We start from the raw sequence: 16,666 nt of genomic DNA on the forward strand, positions 1-16,666 counted from the left end.
AGATGGGGGCCAAAATTCTTTTTGTTGGGCATGACGCTAACCGTGCGGGAGCACAATTGGTCCTATTGCATTGGCTTAAGGAAAATGCGGCAAATGGCCATAAGGGCTATTTATTATTAGAAAAAGGAGGGGATTTATTAGCGACTTACCGGAAATATGCGGAAGTCTGGATTTGGAGGAGAGAGCACAATAAGTCGAGAAATATATTTAAAAAAATACCTTTTCTCAAAAGAGAGGAAAGTTCACCAGATCGGGAACCCAATAAAGCTGAAATCCAAGCCATGTTGAGCGATTTTCGCCAGCAGAAGTTTGATTTAATTTTAGGAAATACGGTAGCATCTTTATCCTTGATGCAACAGCTGACTTCCTTAAAAATAGCTTTTGGCGCTTATGTCCATGAATTGAAATTTTCTTGCGAGACGTATGCCTCGGAAAAAGATATGCAGTTTTTGGCACAAAAAGTGAAGCATGTATATGCCGTTTCAGAGCAAGTGAAAGTATTGTTGAAGGAGAAATATGAGATTCCATTTGAGAAATTGGATCTACTTCCTCCGGTAGCTGAATTGGCAAAAGCCAAATCTAGTTCATCTGAGCAAGTACGAGAACAATTGAATATCCCAGCTTCTAGCCCTTTGGTCTTAGGTTGCGGATTAGCCGAATGGAGAAAAGGAACGGATGTGTTTATCCGTGTAGCTAGACAAGTGATTCGCTTAAAACCCGAAGTTCATTTTGTTTGGTTAGGCATGGGAGATAACCTGTATTCAGCGGAACTCATTGAGGAAAAAGAGAAATGGGATATCAGTGCACAAGTGCATTTAATTCCTGCCAAAGCAGATACTAGAGCCTATTTTGAGGCTATGGATTTGTTTTTCTTGTCTTCACGTGAGGATCCATTTCCTTTGGTAATGTTAGAAGCTGGCCACCAAGGTAAACCTGTGTTAGGGTTTAGGGAAAGTGGAGGCATTGCTGACTTCACACAGGGACTAGAGGGTTTATTGGTAGATTATATGGATGAAGGTCAAATGGCGGATTTAATTGTACATTGGCTGAATACCTCGGAAATAGATCGATCAACGATAGGTGAAAAATTGAAAATTAGATCAACCCAATATACCGTAAAAGCCTTTATGGAGCGGTGGGCTGAATTAGAAAAAGATCTTTAATTGAACATGGATCAAGGGTCAAAACCCTTAAAAATAAAAAATGAAAGTAACAATTGATAACATCACTTTAGAGGTAGAACCAGGTACTACCATCATGCAGGCAGCAAGGATGATTGGTCCGGAGATTGCTCCGCCTGCTATGTGTTACTATGAACCTTTGAAAGGAACGGGTGGGAAATGCCGTGGTTGCTTAGTGAAAGTAACTGCAGGTTCTGAAAAAGACCCTCGTCCTATGCCTAAATTAGTTCCTTCTTGTATCACTTCGGTTCAAGATGGGATGATCGTTGAAAATACCATCAATGAGCAGGTATTGGAAACGAGAAAAGGTATTGTGGAGTTTTTATTGTTAAATCACCCTTTGGATTGCCCAGTTTGTGATCAAGCAGGAGAATGTCATTTACAGGATTTCTCCTTTGAGCATGGCGTTTCAGCTACGCGTACTGTAGAAGATAGAAATACCTTTGATCCGGTAGATTTAGGCCCTTACATTAAGCTAAACATGAATCGTTGTATTCTATGTTACCGTTGTGTATATGCTGCTGATCAGTTGACCGAAGGCCGTGTTCATGGTGTTATGCACCGTGGTGACCACGCCGAAATTAGTACCTACATTGAGAAAGCAATTGATAATGATTTCTCAGGTAATGTGATTGACGTTTGTCCAGTAGGAGCATTAACTGATAGAACCTACCGATTCAAAAGCCGTGTTTGGTTCTCTAAACCAGAAGATGCGCATTGCGACTGTGACAAATGCTCTGGAAATGTGACTTTATGGTATCGTGGAGATGAAGTTATCCGAGTTACAGGACGTAAAAATGAATGGGGTGAAGTGAAAGAATTCATTTGTAATACTTGTCGTTTCGAGCGTAAGAAGACTTCGGATTGGGTGATTGAAGGACCAACCAAAATAGCCCGTCATTCGGTTATTTCAGCCAATAAATATGGAGCTAATTTGATTCAACCTTCCTTTCCAATCAAGCAAGCAGCTTTGGAATATAAGTTGATTGACGATGATCGTGATCGTAGTTTTTTACCTGCTAGAAAGAGTCTTCCCAGTTCAGAAAAGAAATAATAATTATGGAATTACTTAATACCGTTTTTATAGCAAAAGCCATCATCGTAGGCGTCGTATTTGCGATTACGCTAGGGGTTGCTGCTTATTCAACTTATTTTGAACGAAAGATTGCGGCGTTCATGCAGGACCGAATTGGTCCAGATCGTGCAGGTCCATTTGGTATATTGCAGCCATTGGCAGATGCTGTAAAAATGTTCATGAAAGAGGATTTTATTCCTGCTAATTCCAATAAATGGTTGTTCATTGCAGGTCCTTGCTTGTCTATGTTGACGGCCTTGATGACTTCAGCGGTTGTTCCTTTTGGTGACTCTGTAACTATTGGAGGGGCAACATTTGATTTACAAGGTATTGATGTGAATATCGGTATTTTATGGGTATTCGGAATTGTATCCTTGGGTGTTTATGGCATCATGATTGGTGGTTGGGCATCTAACAATAAATTTGCTCTTTTAGGAGCTATTCGTGCGGCTTCTCAAAACATTTCGTATGAATTGGCGATGGGTATGGCCATCATCACTATTTTGATGATCACGGGTTCCTTGTCCACGAAAGAGATTGTAGAAGTCCAACAAAACGGACATTGGAATATATTCTATCAGCCTTTAGGATTCATTATTTTCATTATTTGTGCTTTTGCTGAATGTAATCGTACACCATTTGATTTACCAGAATGTGAGACAGAATTAATTGGTGGTTACCACACGGAGTATTCTTCTATGAAGTTGGGTTTTTACCTATTTGCTGAATACATCAATATGTTTATTTCAGGTGCGGTAATGGCTACTTTATATTTTGGTGGTTATGATTATCCAGGCGTTGAATTTGTTACCCAACAATTTGGTAGCAATGTAGCTAGCTTTGTAGGTGTAGGAGCTTTGATAGGCAAATCATTAGGCTTTGTATTCGTATTCATGTGGGTACGTTGGACCATCCCAAGATTCCGTTATGACCAATTGATGAATTTAGGTTGGACGGGTTTAATTCCTTTGGCCATGTATAATGTGGTTGTTACTGGATTCGGCATTTTGATTGGTAAACCATTCATGGTTTCTATTGCAGGATTGGTACTTTTAATCGCGGCATTGTTCGTGTGTGATCAACTATTAGTTAAGAAAAAAATCGCTTAGGTATATGAAATTAAGCAATAAAACCAAGGTGTTGGAGCAAGGGGAAATGACCCTAGCTGAGCGCATGTACTTACCTGCCATTGTAGGTGGTATGGCCACTACCTTAAAACACTTCTTTTCGAAGCCTGTTACCATTCGTTATCCTGAGCAAACAAGGTATTTAGGTCCAGTTTATCGTGGCCAGCATATTTTGAAGCGTGATGAGGCTGGAGCAGAGCGTTGTACAGCCTGTGGACTTTGTGCCGTAGCATGTCCAGCGGAAGCTATTTCCATGGTGGCGGAAGAAAGAAAAGCAGGAGAGGAAACGATGTACCGTGAAGAGAAATATGCGAAGGTTTATGAAATCAACATGTTACGTTGTATTTTCTGTGGATTATGTGAAGAAGCTTGCCCTAAAGAGGCCATATTTTTGCAGCACGATAAAATGGTGCCTGTATTCCACCAACGTGATGAAGTGATTTGGGGTAAGGATAAATTAGTTGAAAAAATGGATCATCGCTATTTGCGCGATGGTTGGAAATAAATTGATGTATGGAGATTTCTAATATTTGGTACTTTTTATCGGCCTTGACTTTATTGAGTGCTCTGATGGTGATTATTTCTAAAAATCCCATTCACAGTGTCTTGTATTTGGTATTTACATTTTTCTGTATTTCAGCGCATTATGTGTTGTTGAATGCACAGTTTTTGATGGCTGTAAACATCATCGTTTATGCTGGAGCTATTATGGTACTTTTCTTGTTTGTGATCATGATGTTTGATCTAAAGAAAAACATACCTGAATCAAAGAGTTCATTAACCAAATTGGCGGGCTCTGTGGTAGCAGGGACATTGTTAGTGATTCTTATTGCTATTATTCGTAAAAATACGATTCCTGCGCCGGCTGTAGAGAAGTTTAATTCCCAAACTGGTATGGTGGAAAACCTAGGCCAAGTTCTTTATGGAGAGTTTTTATTACCTTTTGAATTGGTATCTATCTTGTTCTTTGTGGCGATGGTAGGTGCGGTTTTATTAGGAAAAAGAGAAGCTGGAGAAAGAAATTTCTAAAAATATTCTTATTTGTAAATGGGCTGATAGGGATTCTATCAGCCTTTTTTTGTTTAAGCCAATTCAATTTTAATCTTCACCTCCAAATCTAAAATTTAGGCCAAAATTGATGGATATTCCTCCTAAATTGGGGCCATGTGCATTATATAATGTTATATTAGATGCTTCCACTAACAAGGATATTTTTTCGATAACCTTAGCTTCAAGTCCGATACCAGTACTATAGCCCAACATATTGGCAATTTCTGATTGAGTGACAGAAGAATAAGAATGTATAGGTGTTTTTATTTCACTGACGGCATAGCCTAGTCCAATGAAAATGTAGGGGTTGATGGGCATGGTCACCGGTTGTAAAAAAGTATGTATGAATCGACCGCCCATAATAGTAGTTTTTAGATTTTGATCGTTTTCAATGGGACCAGCAAAAGCTTCTAGTTGTGAACCTGGGGATACTTTCATCCGGAAAGCGATTCCTTGACATAAGGTGGAGTAACGATAGCCAATCGTATGTTTGGGAAGTTTATTGTATTCTTGACTAAAGGAGTGGAATGAATTCAATAAACAAAAGAACATTCCTATTGCACCAATTTTTACAAGTGCTCTCATGATTTCAAGTAATTATATTGAATAATGTATAAATACCTTAGTGGTTACACCTATGAAATACAGATTACTTGTTGCCAATGTATATACAAATGAATGGAATTCTATGAGTTCAACGAGTATATTACCGTTAAATCAACTGTTTTTTAGAGTGATCTAAAAATAAAAAAGCGAACCAATTGGTTCGCCTTTTCCATATTACAGAGAGCAGATATTATTTCTTGTTGATCTTTTGATTAAAGAATCCCACTTTTAAACCAATCTGACCTGAAAGCCCTGAAAGCTCAGGTAGTTCATCATTTCCTACGGCTAAACGGTAATTAGCCCCAGCGAATAAACGAATGTATTTGTGGACATTTAATTCCGCATTGATACCTGGTTGTATACCAAAAGCATTACGACCATTTCTCCAGTAAAAATTATCAAATCGTCCACCAGGGCCAGGCATACTTGCCAAAATAGCATCGTCTTGATAACGAATAACTCCAATCATCAAGGGGAAACTTAGGTGAACTAATTTATTGGCATTGGGTGTATAAGCTAATGATAAAGCTGAGAAATTTTGTCTCAAATCATTGGAATAAATTTCATTTCTGTGGCGCATACTACCTAAAAAGCTTGCACCAATTTCCCATTTATTGTTAAGATGCAAGGCTAAAATTCCACCTTGCTGAGGACCTAATTGCCCAAATTGAACTAGGGGAGCAAAAGATAAACCAAAACTTTTGATTTTAGGAGATACTCCTCCTTTAAATAAAGTCTTGGTTTCTGATGCATCTTTGCTTTCTTTTCTATCTTGGGCTGATAGCGTAGTTTGGGCAAAGCTACATGTTGAGATAAACACGGATAAGCAGTATATTAAAAAGGGGCGGATTGAATAAAGTTTCATAACATGGTGGTTTGAATTGACAGAACGAAAGTAGAAAGCAATTTTGATCTATATTTTTATATTCGATTAGCCTAGTTGAAAGGAGGATATATACCCCTATTTTGTCGATAAGAATGGAAATATTTAATGGAAGTCGAAATTTGCTCATTCGTCGATGCATTTTGCTGAGTAGAAGAGTGGATTTCTAATTTGATGCAGATTGGCTAGCTTTGTAAGGAATATATAGCGATTATGTGGAAAGCTTTATTACAACCTAAATCTCAGCGCACTTTTAAGATACTCTTCAACCTTATTTTATGGGGCTTGTGGATTGGTTTACCTTTATTAAGTCCTGTACATCAGTCACACTCCAACGATCACCCTCATCCACATCAAAATCCTGAGTTTACTGAGCATATTTGGCTAGAGATTTGCACAGTAGTTCCTCTGTTCTATACCATCACCTTAGTGTTAATTCCTATTGTATTCCGACAAGGAGGGGTTTTATCTTACATTGTTTCTGTTATTTTATTGGTAGTTTCATTTTGGTTCATCCAGTATTTTGTGATGGCTTATGTATTGCCATTTGATGAAAGAGCCTTAGAGTGGCCCACATTGAAGGGCTTTTTCCCCTTAATCATGATTACGGGAATCGCTTCTACCTATGGTTTGTTGCTCGAATTTATCACGATTGAAGCCAGAAATGAGGAATCAAAGAATGAGCAAATGAAATCGGAATTATCCTTTCTGCGTTCACAAATTTCACCGCATTTTATCTTCAATGTACTGAACAGTATTGTGTATTTAATTCGTACCAAAGCGGATAAGCAAGCGGAAGATGTAACCATTCGTTTATCGAATTTAATGCGTTATATGCTGTATGATTCAGATCAATCCATGATTCCATTAAATAAGGAATTAGAATATTTGAAGAATTACATTGATTTGCAAAAAATGCGTTTTGATGATGATGTAAAAATTGAATTTGAAGTTATTGGCAAAGTAAATAATTGCATCATTGAACCTATGTTGTTAATTCCATTTGTTGAAAATGCTTTTAAGCATGGGGTAGGATTTGTAATAGATCCCGTTATCAAAATCAGCTTTGGGATAGAAGATGGTATTTTGGATTTTAAAGTAGAGAATAAAAAAGGGGACAGAGATCCCAATGTCAAAGATGAGAGTTCTGGTATTGGATTAAAAAATGTTATCCGACGTTTGGAATTACTTTATCAAAATAGACATGTGTTGAAAATTGAGGATTTAGAAAAGGACTTTAAAGTTGGACTAAGATTGAAATTGCATAAATATTAGGCATATGGACAAATTGAATTGTATTGTTGTCGATGACGAAAACATGGGCAGAAAGTTATTGGAAGAGAACGTAAGACAGTTACCTTTCTTACACTTGGTGGCATCTTGCAAGAATGCTTTCGAGGCAATGGAGGTTTTACAGACTCAAACAGTCGATTTAATTTTTCTGGATATTCAAATGCCCGGTATGTTAGGGACTCAGTTTTTACAAACCTTGAAGGAAAAGCCTTTGACCATCCTTGTTACAGCCTATGATCATTATGCCGTAGAAAGCTATGAATTGGACGTGGTGGATTATTTGATGAAGCCAGTGAGCATTGAGCGATTTAGTTTAGCAGCACATAAGGCTTTGGAGTTATTCCAAAATAAGAAAAGCAAACTGGAAGCTGCTCCTAAGGTAGTCAATCAAGAAATACAAGCCCCAGAAGATTTCTTTTTTGTGAATGTAGAATATGCTCTAGTACGTATTTCTATCCCTCAAATTACGCATATAGAAGGATTAAAAGACTATGTTAAAATCTATTTAGAAGGGGAGAAAAGACCTATCCTGACGAAATTGACCATGAAGTCCATAGAAGCGAAAGTGACGAATCATTTATTTATGCGAGTGCACAAGTCATTCATCGTGAACATGAGAAAAATTGAGTCCATCAAACAGCAACGAATCAAAATAGGTACATTTGAAATACCTGTTAGTGATTCACATGCCAGTGAATTAATGGAAAAGTTGAATTTTACTCGTCCGTCTTAATTAAAAGAAGCTCAATTTTAGTCCTCCCGAGAAGTTTCTTCCAGGAGAAGCATTATAATATCTGGCTCCAACTGCATTTAAGTCTGGTCCTGCACTGTATTTTTCGTCGCCAATATTATCTGCGGCAAGCCATAATTCCCAGGAGTATTTTACCCCATTTTTTCGGTAAGATATTTTACTATTCCAAACCCTGCTTGACGGTAGAACGTCAGTATTAGCATCATTTAGGTATAAATAATCTGTCATCAAGAATTGCTGATTCCAGCTCAATCCAGGTAATAATTTCCATGAAAGAAGTAGGGATTGTTGGAATGGACTTGTTCCTGTTAAGAAATTCCCATTAAAGCTTTTTCCTGAGCTGCTATAATCGGTGAACCTAAAATTTTGCCAAGTTGTGGCAGATAATACCTGAAGGAAAGGTGTAGCTGTCCATTGTAAACTCAATTCCATCCCTTGCTGGGTTGTTTTTCCTACATTATCATAGAAGTCGGCTCCATCAGCTGCTCGGCGCAAGACAATGGTTTCATCCAAATTAAATTGGTATAGACTTAGGTCCCAAGTCAATTGGGTAGCTGGACTCCATCCACGATAACTAAGTTCATAATTCCAGCCTTTCTCAGCTCGTAACGAACGGTTTATTACATTGGTAGAGGGTCTGATTTCTGCAATGCTTGGGGGAGAAAAACCATGGGCTATTTTAGCGACAATATTCTGATTGGCACCTATTCTTCTAATGATAGCTAATCTTGGTGAAAAGATTCCTTCGCTGGATTGGTATTCTGTCCAAAGCTTATTGTAGCTACCCGCCAAAGTAAAGGCCCAATTTTTGATACCGTCATATTCTAATTGAGTGAAAATACCCCCTTGTTGCACACGTGTATTTTGTTCAAATTGTAAGGTGTCTTTCACCCCTTTTCTGTTGCCATAGGTCCGACTATCAAATTGTCCTATTTGAAATTCATATCCTAAATCCCAAGTAAATTGTCCTTTTCCTGCGGCTTGTTTATAGTGTATCACACCCCGATTATTCAGGTTCGGTTCTTCTCTGAACTCATAGTTTCTAATGGTGGGATTTTCTATACTATTCACTTGAATGGCATGAATTGCATCCCAAGCCCAATTGGCATTCCAAGCATTTGATACATGAGCTCCTACAAAATAACTCTTCAACTTAAACGTAGCCATTTGCTCGATAGCGCCTTTATTTATACCGGCAGCAGGACGAGCTTGAATTGGGTTTTCCTGATATTGTTTCAAGGTTAAACCACCTGGAGTCTGATAGGCTAAATCTCCATAATAAGCAATTAAGTTAATGGCTCCAGTGGTACCAAAGCTTTTATTCCATTCATATGAGAACCATTGTTTTTTCATTGCCGACTGATCACGGTATCCGTTTTGTTGCCAAAATGAGGTGTAAAATCGGTGAGAGCTGCTTGGTTTTCCCAAATGGATATCCCAAGATTGTTTGTATCCTCCCAAAGAATGAAAAAGTTCTTGATGCTGTACCGAAGGGGCTTGATAAGCCTGACTAGAAAGTAATAATACCCCACCAGTACCAGCGCCATAAAGACCTCCACTTGGGCCTTTAGAAACAACTAATTGTTGAAATTGCTCTGGATCTAGTAATGAAAAATACGAGTTATTTCCAGCATCCGTGAAGGACATTTGATTCCAATAGATTTTAACATTTCGGACTCCAAATGGAGCACGCAGGGAGCTACCGCGAATGGCTAAACGATAACTTCCAGGTGAGCGTTCTTCCATTCGAATACCAGCTTGTGAGTTTAAAGCAGGTAAAAAACTTAATGCATTTCCTACTTGCAGTTTGCTAGAATCTAATAAAACGATTGCATCCGGTGAACGAAGAGGATTTCGTTTCTTTTCAAAGGCTTGAACTTCTACGTTGGCTAATGTTTTATTTGAAAATTCATCTTTGGTTTGTGACCAAGCTAGCGTAGGGATAAGTAGCAAAATACAAATCCTATTGAAAAATGTAATGAGTAATTTCATTAAAAATAGTAAGTAAGGTAGGCAGAAAGAAAATGCACTTTCGACGCAGGAATCGATTTAGAATTGGGATTCGAGGACGAGCCCAAGTTAAGTAATTCATACATGAAAGTTGCCCCGATTTGTTGGCGTTTATATTCTAATTTTCCCTTGAAAGAGAAGTCATTTTCACTACTTAAAGTTTGAAAAGGTACACCTACGTAGCGCCCAAACAAGGTTACTTCGCGGATGATAGGTTCAAATACTTGTGCTGATAGGGCAAAGTCGTTTTTACCCGGAATTTTTAATCCAAATCCTGCTGTAATGCCATGCAAGCTATATTTCTCCTCTTCTATGTACTTGTAACTTGGCGTGGAAATTCTTCTCGCTAAAGATTTACTATAAAAACTCACCATGGGATAGAAAAAAGGATCTGTTTTTTTGGCTTTATGTAGCCATTTTAATCCTAATTCAGCCTCACCGCCTCGATAGGCAGATTCCAAATCATTTAAATTAGCTGGGGCATTTTGTGGTTCGATAAAACTGTAGTTGGCTAGGTCAACAGGCGAATAATGGGTATTCCCATAAGTTTTTAAACGTAGGAAAAATAGTTTATTCGCATTTGGCTTTTGAAAAGTGATTTGGGTGGCGAAATCAATGGTTTGTTGGTTTTCATACCACATTATATGGCTAGTACCTACACTAGTCTCTAATTTGAACTTTTGTCCCCAAACAATTTGTGAGGATGAAAGTAAAAATAGTAATAGTAAGTAGCTTAGTCTTTTCATATTCCTGTAAAATTAAAAAAGATTACCAGTATTTACCTCTTTTTTGCCAGCTAAAAACAAAGCCTCTTAGAATGATAATCAAGTGGTTAAAGCAAGTTGTAAAAAAACCAAAATGTTTGCTCAATATTTGAAAGCGTTCTTTCCAGCTTGTTTTTAAATTTTTGACGGAAGCCCCACCCATTAAATATCGGCAAATGGGATATTGGGTCTTTTGGATTTGGTGAGACAATTTCAAGCAATTGATCTCCCAATCTATGTCGGAGCTCATGCGATAATCCATAGAAAAGTTGGGTGCTAATTCTCGCCTAGCAATAAATGCTTGATGGCAAACCACCATACCTTTGTTGAAGTCCTTCCACGTTAATTGCTCAGGCAGTGCATGTGGACTAACTTCAGAACGCAAGCCAATAGCTTTACCTGAAGGATTGACAAATATGGCATCACCATATAATACGTCGGGGTTATTTTGCAAATCTTTCAAGATTTGTCGAAGCGTATCTGGCCCCGCAAAAGTGTCACCAGCATTTAAAAAATAAATGTATTTTCCAGTAGCTAAGGCCATTCCTTTGTTCATCGCATCATAAATCCCTTTGTCGGGCTCTGAAACGATATGGGCAATTTGTTTTACATAGGCTTGTACCAATTCTAAGGTCCGATCATGTGAGCCGCCATCCATGATGATAACTTCAAAATCTTGCTCATCCTGTGAAAAAATACTTCGTAGCGTATTTTCAATAAAGGCTTCAGCTTGGTATGTGACCGTGATGATACTGAGAAGTTTCGACATATCTATAGGCAAGTTTGGTAATACTCAAGATGTGTTTGAGCTATGATGGAGGCTTCGTAATGAGTTTCCACTTTTTTCCTGGCTTCTAAACCCAATGCTTCCGAACGAGGAAAGATGTAATCTATTCCTTGGCAAAGATCTTCAGCTTGAAGTTTTTGAGCCACATATCCATTGATTTGATGATCAATCATTTCGGGAATACCACCTACCTGAAAACCTATGCAAGGTGTTCCGCAGGCCATAGCTTCCATGATGGTATTGGGTAGATTTTCTTCCAATGAAGGGGTAATAAACATGGCCGCCGATTGGTAAGCCAGAATCATCGTGAATGCATCTTGAATTTTACCTAAGGTATGTATGGGCAAGGCCAAGGATTGCATGATATCCGGATCTGAAATTTCTCCCACAACCAAAAGTTCGGTTTGTTGGGCTAAGTCAGGATGCTTTTCAGCCCATTGTTGTAATGCCGTTCTTAAATAAGAAAAACCTTTTTCAGGGGCGGAGACGCGCATGGCAACAAACAATAAATAACTTTTTTCAGGATTTAGGCCTAATTGAATTTTAGCCAAATTTTGGTCGCTAGGTTTGAAAACCTGTAAATTGATGGGATTGGCAATGGTTTTAATCTCGATTCCATCTAAAATACTGCTTGCTTTGGCGCGATTCCCTAACCAGTTGGAGCAGGTGATGATGTGCAAATTGGGGTATTGAAATTGCTTAACTTTCTTAGCCCATAATTGATGAGAGAGGTCCATAGGTGTAGGATGAGCTAAAAACTTACAGCTTCCGCAGTCTTTCTCAAATCCTAAACAATCTCCGCTGTGGTGGCACCCACCTGTGAACGTCCACATATCATGTAAAGTCCAAAATACAGGTTTATTGAGTTGTAAAATTTTTTCAATGGAATCAATGGAAAGAAATCCGAAATTGACCCAATGTAAATGAATGATATCTGCTTCTTGGAGAGCAGGATGTTGGGAGATATCTTGACCAAAAATACCTGGATTAAATAGAAAACGGATTGATTTATCACGTTCAAAGCGAGCGAAATAGAGTCTTTCTGCGACAAAACGTACAAAGGCCATCCACTTTTTCCAGCGACTAGAGGCAAGGGAGATCGTTTGGTCTTGTCCTGTTTTTTCTTGTACAAGGGTGGTCACGTTATGTCCAGCTTTTTCCAGAGCTTCATGTAATCGACCACAGGCAATCGCTGCTCCACCATTGTGATTATGGTAGGAGAGTAAAACGATTTTCAAGGGTCTATCAGGATTCATGAATGTGGGAACAACTGATGAATGATGGCGGCAATTCTTTCTGCGGTATGTCCATCCCAGAGAGGAGGAACTTCCCCTTTTTTGACTTCTCCTTTCAAAATAGCTAGCAAAGCGGCATATGTTTTCTTAGGATCTAAATCGGCTAATAATTGATTCGTTCCCAAAGTAACCGTAATCGGTCTTTCTGTACTGTCACGGAAGGTTAAGCAAGGAACACCTAAATACGTTGTTTCTTCTTGAATTCCACCCGAATCAGTTAAGATAGCCGAAGCATTGGACATCAATTGAATGAATTCTAAATATCCCAAAGGCTCGGCAAGAATCAAATTCGGGATTTGATTTAAGCGATTCGTTAATTGAAATTTATCTATATGGGCTCTTGTTCTTGGGTGAATTGGGAATACGACCTTGGTTTGAGAAGTACTCAATTCCAACAATTCCAAGATGGAAAGAAGTCCTTGTTCGGTATCTACATTTGCCGGACGGTGCATCGTGACCACAATAAACTGATTGGATTGAACTTGCAAATCCTCCATGATGGAGCTCTGTTTGGCTTTTTCACGGTAACGTTCTAGGGAATCTATCATGACATTTCCCACAAAGAATACTTTTTCGGGAGCAATGCCTTCATTTTTAAGGTGTTGCATGCCACTTTCTTCCGTAACAAAGAGGTAATTAGCCACCGAATCTGTCAATATTCGATTAATCTCTTCGGGCATTTTTCGGTCGCCACTGCGTAAACCAGCTTCAACATGGGCCACTGGAATATCCATCTTGATAGCAACCAAGGTACAGGCTAGGGTAGAGGTTACATCTCCCACCACAATGATCAAATCCGGTTTCTCTGCTTGTACGATGGGTTCAAATGCCAACATGATTTTGGCGGTAACTTCAGATTGTGAACCTCCACCAATCCCCAAGAAAAAGTCGGGTTTAGGTAGTTCCAATTGGGTAAAAAATACATCACTCATTTTGGCATCAAAATGCTGACCAGTATGTACTATTTTGGATTCCCAGCCCTCCATAGCTTGTATGGCACGGTGTAGCGGTGCTACTTTCATGAAATTAGGTCTGGCACCTACTATTTGTAATACTTTCATGTTGATGTCGTCTAATGGATATATAATACTACCACTTATTTTGATGGCTTATGGCAAATTTAAATGCCTCCATGTAATTGTTTAAAACCGTATGGATGTTGATTTCTTGTTCAATAATCTTTTTGGAAGCTAAACCCATGGCCGTGATTTTTTCAGGATGCTGGAATAATTCAGCAATGACTCCCTCCAGACTTTCCAATGACCCTGATTCAAAATATCGACCATTGATGCCTTCCTTAACTAACCTTTTTTCTGTGCCGTCAGCCACCGAACATACCACCGGTTTGCCAAAACACATGGCCTCATTAATGGATAAGCCTCCCATGCCAGCTAACACATAAATACCCGATGCTAGGGTGATTTTACCTAATTCTTGCATGTCGTAAATGCCTCCCCAGAAGTGAATATACTCATTTGCATCTAGGCTTTCAACCAATTGTTTGAGCGTGGATAATTCTGGACCATCTCCTACAATATGTAATTCTGTTTGTGGAAATTGAGCTTTAAGCCTAACCGTTGCTTGAATGAGCAAGTCGACCTGTTTCCATTTGACCAATCTTCCCACATGCAATAATCGATATGGCTGTGTTTCAGGTAGTCCTGATTTTTCTATGGCCGTATATTGCTGAGCTATATAATCTGTATCGGGTGAATTGGCGGTTACAAAGACTTTTTCCTCCGAGACTCCGTAGCTAGCATGTATTTGCTTGGCTTCATCCAAATAATTGATGTGAGCATCTACTAAGTTGACAAAGCGCTTTCTGCTTTCTCTTACTATCCAATATTTTACATAGGCTAGCAGTGATGTGCTTTTCTGATGTTGTTGATTATTTTCAGTAATTCCTCCACCCCGTAAATAGTAATCAATAGCATCAGGATAGCTGGGTACTTGAAATGGAATCTCTTTAGAAATAAGTGCTACGTTTTGTTGGCGCAAAAAGCGATACCAAGAAGGATAAAAAACATAGGATAATTGGTATGGCCAATTGACCATCAATACATCTGGTTTTTCTTGAAGGATTAAATCCTTTAAGCCTTTAAAGAACTTTTTGCCATAGTAGGTAGTATACTCTTCGGCATAGATTACCTTGAATTCTATGCCACTTTTGCTCTCAAATACGCCAGCACCTAATGTAGCACCATTGCCAGAGGGAACCACCACAACGACTTCCACACCAAATTCATGCTGTAATTTATTCAGCACCAAATTATAATAATGAGGAAGGCCGCCGGCCAGGGACATTAATTTCATTTCTTCCAATAATTTTTAATCAATTGGTTCATATCTGGACTTAAATTAAGCTTCCAGGCTGCCAATAAAAACAAGATACTCACACTGATGGTCTTAACACTTAGATTTAAAAACCAGCTGAGCCATTTTTCTCCTCCAATTTCAGGTAATTGATTGACCAACAGGTAAATAATTCCACTTACTACCAAGATACCTAGGGTACGAATTTCGAAAGGTTGTAAGCCCATTTTGGCCCAAATAAAGACGTATTTGATGGTATTATAAATGAATAATGCCAAAAGGCTGGCAAAGGCTGCCCCATTAAACGAGTAAAGTGGAATAAATATCAGGTTACCTACGACCACAATGCTGGCCAAAATGATATAGAAAAGTAGGTCGTACCGGTAAAATTTTGAGTTTATTAAAATTTCAGAATTTAAACCAGTTCCCATATCAATGATCTTGCTGATACCTACCATCAAGACAACCCATCGTCCAGTTGCATAGACTTCACTCCTCGGGATGATTTGGTAGATTTGGTCCAGATTGACCCATACCAAAAGAAACAAGAAGCAACCCACTAAGAGTAGGTTTAAAGACGATTTCTTGTAGATATCTTCTATTTGGCTGGTATCATTTCTTTTCCAAGCTTGGGCTAATAAGGGGGTTGAAATAGCGGCAATTACATTTCTGGGAATGGCAATCATCAAGGCCATTCGGGAGTTGATGTCGAAAATGGCTGTGGTTCCCAGTCCACCAGCATAAGCTGGCAACATGATTTTCTCTACATGTTGAATTAGTGTGAAGCTGGCTCCTGCTAGAATTACCCAGGCACCATAACCTACCATTTCTTTGAAAATAGGCTTCCTCAAAAAGGAGAAATCCATTTTGGTATAAAATCGTTTTAACTGCTTAATGTACAGCAAAAGTGCTACCACGGCTAGTATATACGAAACCGTGATTCCTTGAACCAATTGATGGAAATTTAAAAAGCCCCAGCCATAAGCGACAATCAATAATGCATTAGCGATTCGTAAATAAAGCTCTCGAATGATGGCTGGAACTACGATGCGTAAATGGACCCGCGCATAGGATTCTAATACACTCATGTATAGAAAACTGGCTGTTAATGGGATGATGTAATAAAAATAGGTAGGTAATAAGGGGGAATTTTCGGCGTAAAATTGATTGAAAACCCCTCTTAAAGCGACATATCCCAGGCTAAACAATCCTAATCCTACCAGAGGAGAGAGTAAGAGAAAGGTAAAAAAACCACCATGTTGATTTTCTGGATTATCAAAGTGTGGGAAAAAGCGGACAGCGATATGAGGTATACCAAAGTGCGTAAAGGAAGAAAAAATTAAAGGAATACTGACCAATGCACCAGCTATTAAACCTACTTCCGCTTGGGTCAGAAATTTATTGTACAGAAAAATGACATTGAACGTCCCGATGGCCGTACCTAGATAGGTAACTATAGAGCCTTTTAAACTTTGTCGGATGACGATCCCCATGCGATTTTTTTAGAATAATCAACAAATTTACACAATTG

16 protein-coding genes are annotated in these 16,666 nt (G+C 38.7%); 7 read left to right on the plus strand and 9 right to left on the minus strand.

Translation table 11 applies throughout. The features are described from left to right. The first annotated feature begins 2 nt into the window (after positions 1 to 2). The 5 genes from HME7025_RS03260 to HME7025_RS03280 are packed head-to-tail and all read left to right on the plus strand — an operon-like array spanning position 3 to position 4,412. Positions 3 to 1,163, plus strand: coding sequence for a glycosyltransferase (locus HME7025_RS03260; RefSeq protein WP_109322269.1), 1,161 nt, complete (start codon positions 3 to 5; stop codon positions 1,161 to 1,163). Positions 1,164 to 1,203: 40 nt separating this feature from the next. Continuing rightward, positions 1,204 to 2,235, plus strand: a complete 1,032-nt coding sequence (locus HME7025_RS03265; RefSeq protein WP_109322270.1) for a 2Fe-2S iron-sulfur cluster-binding protein — start codon at positions 1,204 to 1,206, stop codon at positions 2,233 to 2,235. Positions 2,236 to 2,240: 5 nt separating this feature from the next. Next, the gene (gene nuoH, locus HME7025_RS03270) at positions 2,241 to 3,365 is read left to right on the plus strand and encodes an NADH-quinone oxidoreductase subunit NuoH (RefSeq protein ID WP_109322271.1); all 1,125 of its coding nucleotides are present in this window, start codon (positions 2,241 to 2,243) and stop codon (positions 3,363 to 3,365) included. Positions 3,366 to 3,369: 4 nt separating this feature from the next. Then, on the plus strand, positions 3,370 to 3,888 hold the full coding sequence (locus tag HME7025_RS03275; RefSeq protein WP_109322272.1) for a NuoI/complex I 23 kDa subunit family protein: 519 nt from the start codon (positions 3,370 to 3,372) through the stop codon (positions 3,886 to 3,888). A gap of 8 nt (positions 3,889 to 3,896) precedes the next feature. Continuing rightward, entirely contained in the window at positions 3,897 to 4,412 is a 516-nt protein-coding gene (locus HME7025_RS03280; RefSeq protein WP_109322273.1) for an NADH-quinone oxidoreductase subunit J family protein, read from the plus strand. A 69-nt stretch (positions 4,413 to 4,481) separates the two neighbouring features. Here the strand turns inward: HME7025_RS03280 and HME7025_RS03285 are convergent, their stop codons facing one another. Beyond that, the gene (locus tag HME7025_RS03285; RefSeq protein ID WP_109322274.1) at positions 4,482 to 5,018 is read right to left on the minus strand and encodes an outer membrane protein; all 537 of its coding nucleotides are present in this window, start codon (positions 5,016 to 5,018) and stop codon (positions 4,482 to 4,484) included. A gap of 211 nt (positions 5,019 to 5,229) precedes the next feature. Then, a complete protein-coding gene (locus HME7025_RS03290) occupies positions 5,230 to 5,904 on the minus strand; it encodes a hypothetical protein (protein WP_154401921.1) in 675 nt (224 codons plus the stop codon). 231 nt (positions 5,905 to 6,135) lie between these two features. On the opposite strand from HME7025_RS03290, the gene HME7025_RS03295 reads away from it, so the two are divergent. Together HME7025_RS03295 and HME7025_RS03300 are read left to right on the plus strand one after the other, a co-directional pair. Continuing rightward, the gene (locus HME7025_RS03295) at positions 6,136 to 7,197 is read left to right on the plus strand and encodes a sensor histidine kinase (protein WP_109322276.1); all 1,062 of its coding nucleotides are present in this window, start codon (positions 6,136 to 6,138) and stop codon (positions 7,195 to 7,197) included. A gap of 4 nt (positions 7,198 to 7,201) precedes the next feature. Continuing rightward, on the plus strand, positions 7,202 to 7,948 hold the full coding sequence (locus tag HME7025_RS03300; RefSeq protein WP_109322277.1) for a LytR/AlgR family response regulator transcription factor: 747 nt from the start codon (positions 7,202 to 7,204) through the stop codon (positions 7,946 to 7,948). Here HME7025_RS03300 and HME7025_RS03305 read toward each other — a convergent pair whose 3' ends face one another. Genes HME7025_RS03305 through HME7025_RS03335 form a run of 7 tightly spaced genes read right to left on the minus strand, consistent with a single transcriptional unit; the run spans position 7,949 to position 16,628 of the window. Then, the gene (locus HME7025_RS03305; RefSeq protein WP_109322278.1) at positions 7,949 to 9,958 is read right to left on the minus strand and encodes a TonB-dependent receptor; all 2,010 of its coding nucleotides are present in this window, start codon (positions 9,956 to 9,958) and stop codon (positions 7,949 to 7,951) included. It lies immediately after the preceding gene. Then, positions 9,958 to 10,722: a hypothetical protein gene (locus HME7025_RS03310; protein ID WP_109322279.1), complete on the minus strand. Its 765-nt coding sequence runs from the start codon at positions 10,720 to 10,722 to the stop codon at positions 9,958 to 9,960. The genes HME7025_RS03305 and HME7025_RS03310 overlap by 1 nt, the downstream gene beginning before the upstream one ends. 22 nt (positions 10,723 to 10,744) lie before the next feature. Then, positions 10,745 to 11,509: a glycosyltransferase family 2 protein gene (locus HME7025_RS03315; protein WP_226998268.1), complete on the minus strand. Its 765-nt coding sequence runs from the start codon at positions 11,507 to 11,509 to the stop codon at positions 10,745 to 10,747. Between the two features lie 2 nt (positions 11,510 to 11,511). Continuing rightward, entirely contained in the window at positions 11,512 to 12,783 is a 1,272-nt protein-coding gene (locus tag HME7025_RS03320; RefSeq protein WP_109322280.1) for a glycosyltransferase, read from the minus strand. Beyond that, positions 12,780 to 13,883 carry a non-hydrolyzing UDP-N-acetylglucosamine 2-epimerase gene (gene wecB, locus HME7025_RS03325; RefSeq protein ID WP_109322281.1) on the minus strand — a complete coding sequence of 368 codons (1,104 nt, stop codon included), beginning with the start codon at positions 13,881 to 13,883 and terminating at the stop codon, positions 12,780 to 12,782. Before wecB ends, HME7025_RS03320 begins: the two co-directional genes overlap by 4 nt. A 28-nt stretch (positions 13,884 to 13,911) precedes the next feature. Next, on the minus strand, positions 13,912 to 15,135 hold the full coding sequence (locus HME7025_RS03330; protein ID WP_109322282.1) for a glycosyltransferase family 4 protein: 1,224 nt from the start codon (positions 15,133 to 15,135) through the stop codon (positions 13,912 to 13,914). After that, positions 15,132 to 16,628: a polysaccharide biosynthesis C-terminal domain-containing protein gene (locus HME7025_RS03335; RefSeq protein ID WP_109322283.1), complete on the minus strand. Its 1,497-nt coding sequence runs from the start codon at positions 16,626 to 16,628 to the stop codon at positions 15,132 to 15,134. Before HME7025_RS03335 ends, HME7025_RS03330 begins: the two co-directional genes overlap by 4 nt. Positions 16,629 to 16,666 lie beyond the last annotated feature (38 nt).

The organism is Aquirufa nivalisilvae, assembly GCF_003143535.1.
Lineage (GTDB): Bacteria > Bacteroidota > Bacteroidia > Cytophagales > Spirosomataceae > Aquirufa > Aquirufa nivalisilvae.

Excerpts from the sequence above, each read along its gene's own strand:
- HME7025_RS03260 (WP_109322269.1), top strand. The coding sequence starts at position 3 with ATGGGGGCCAAAATTCTTTTTGTTGGGCATGACGCTAACCGTGCGGGA.
- HME7025_RS03265 (WP_109322270.1), top strand. The coding sequence starts at position 1,204 with ATGAAAGTAACAATTGATAACATCACTTTAGAGGTAGAACCAGGTACT.
- nuoH (WP_109322271.1), top strand. The coding sequence starts at position 2,241 with ATGGAATTACTTAATACCGTTTTTATAGCAAAAGCCATCATCGTAGGC.
- HME7025_RS03275 (WP_109322272.1), top strand. The coding sequence starts at position 3,370 with ATGAAATTAAGCAATAAAACCAAGGTGTTGGAGCAAGGGGAAATGACC.
- HME7025_RS03280 (WP_109322273.1), top strand. The coding sequence starts at position 3,897 with ATGGAGATTTCTAATATTTGGTACTTTTTATCGGCCTTGACTTTATTG.
- HME7025_RS03285 (WP_109322274.1), bottom strand. The coding sequence starts at position 5,018 with ATGAGAGCACTTGTAAAAATTGGTGCAATAGGAATGTTCTTTTGTTTA.
- HME7025_RS03290 (WP_154401921.1), bottom strand. The coding sequence starts at position 5,904 with ATGAAACTTTATTCAATCCGCCCCTTTTTAATATACTGCTTATCCGTG.
- HME7025_RS03295 (WP_109322276.1), top strand. The coding sequence starts at position 6,136 with ATGTGGAAAGCTTTATTACAACCTAAATCTCAGCGCACTTTTAAGATA.
- HME7025_RS03300 (WP_109322277.1), top strand. The coding sequence starts at position 7,202 with ATGGACAAATTGAATTGTATTGTTGTCGATGACGAAAACATGGGCAGA.
- HME7025_RS03305 (WP_109322278.1), bottom strand. The coding sequence starts at position 9,958 with ATGAAATTACTCATTACATTTTTCAATAGGATTTGTATTTTGCTACTT.
- HME7025_RS03310 (WP_109322279.1), bottom strand. The coding sequence starts at position 10,722 with ATGAAAAGACTAAGCTACTTACTATTACTATTTTTACTTTCATCCTCA.
- HME7025_RS03315 (WP_226998268.1), bottom strand. The coding sequence starts at position 11,509 with ATGTCGAAACTTCTCAGTATCATCACGGTCACATACCAAGCTGAAGCC.
- HME7025_RS03320 (WP_109322280.1), bottom strand. The coding sequence starts at position 12,783 with ATGAATCCTGATAGACCCTTGAAAATCGTTTTACTCTCCTACCATAAT.
- wecB (WP_109322281.1), bottom strand. The coding sequence starts at position 13,883 with ATGAAAGTATTACAAATAGTAGGTGCCAGACCTAATTTCATGAAAGTA.
- HME7025_RS03330 (WP_109322282.1), bottom strand. The coding sequence starts at position 15,135 with ATGAAATTAATGTCCCTGGCCGGCGGCCTTCCTCATTATTATAATTTG.
- HME7025_RS03335 (WP_109322283.1), bottom strand. The coding sequence starts at position 16,628 with ATGGGGATCGTCATCCGACAAAGTTTAAAAGGCTCTATAGTTACCTAT.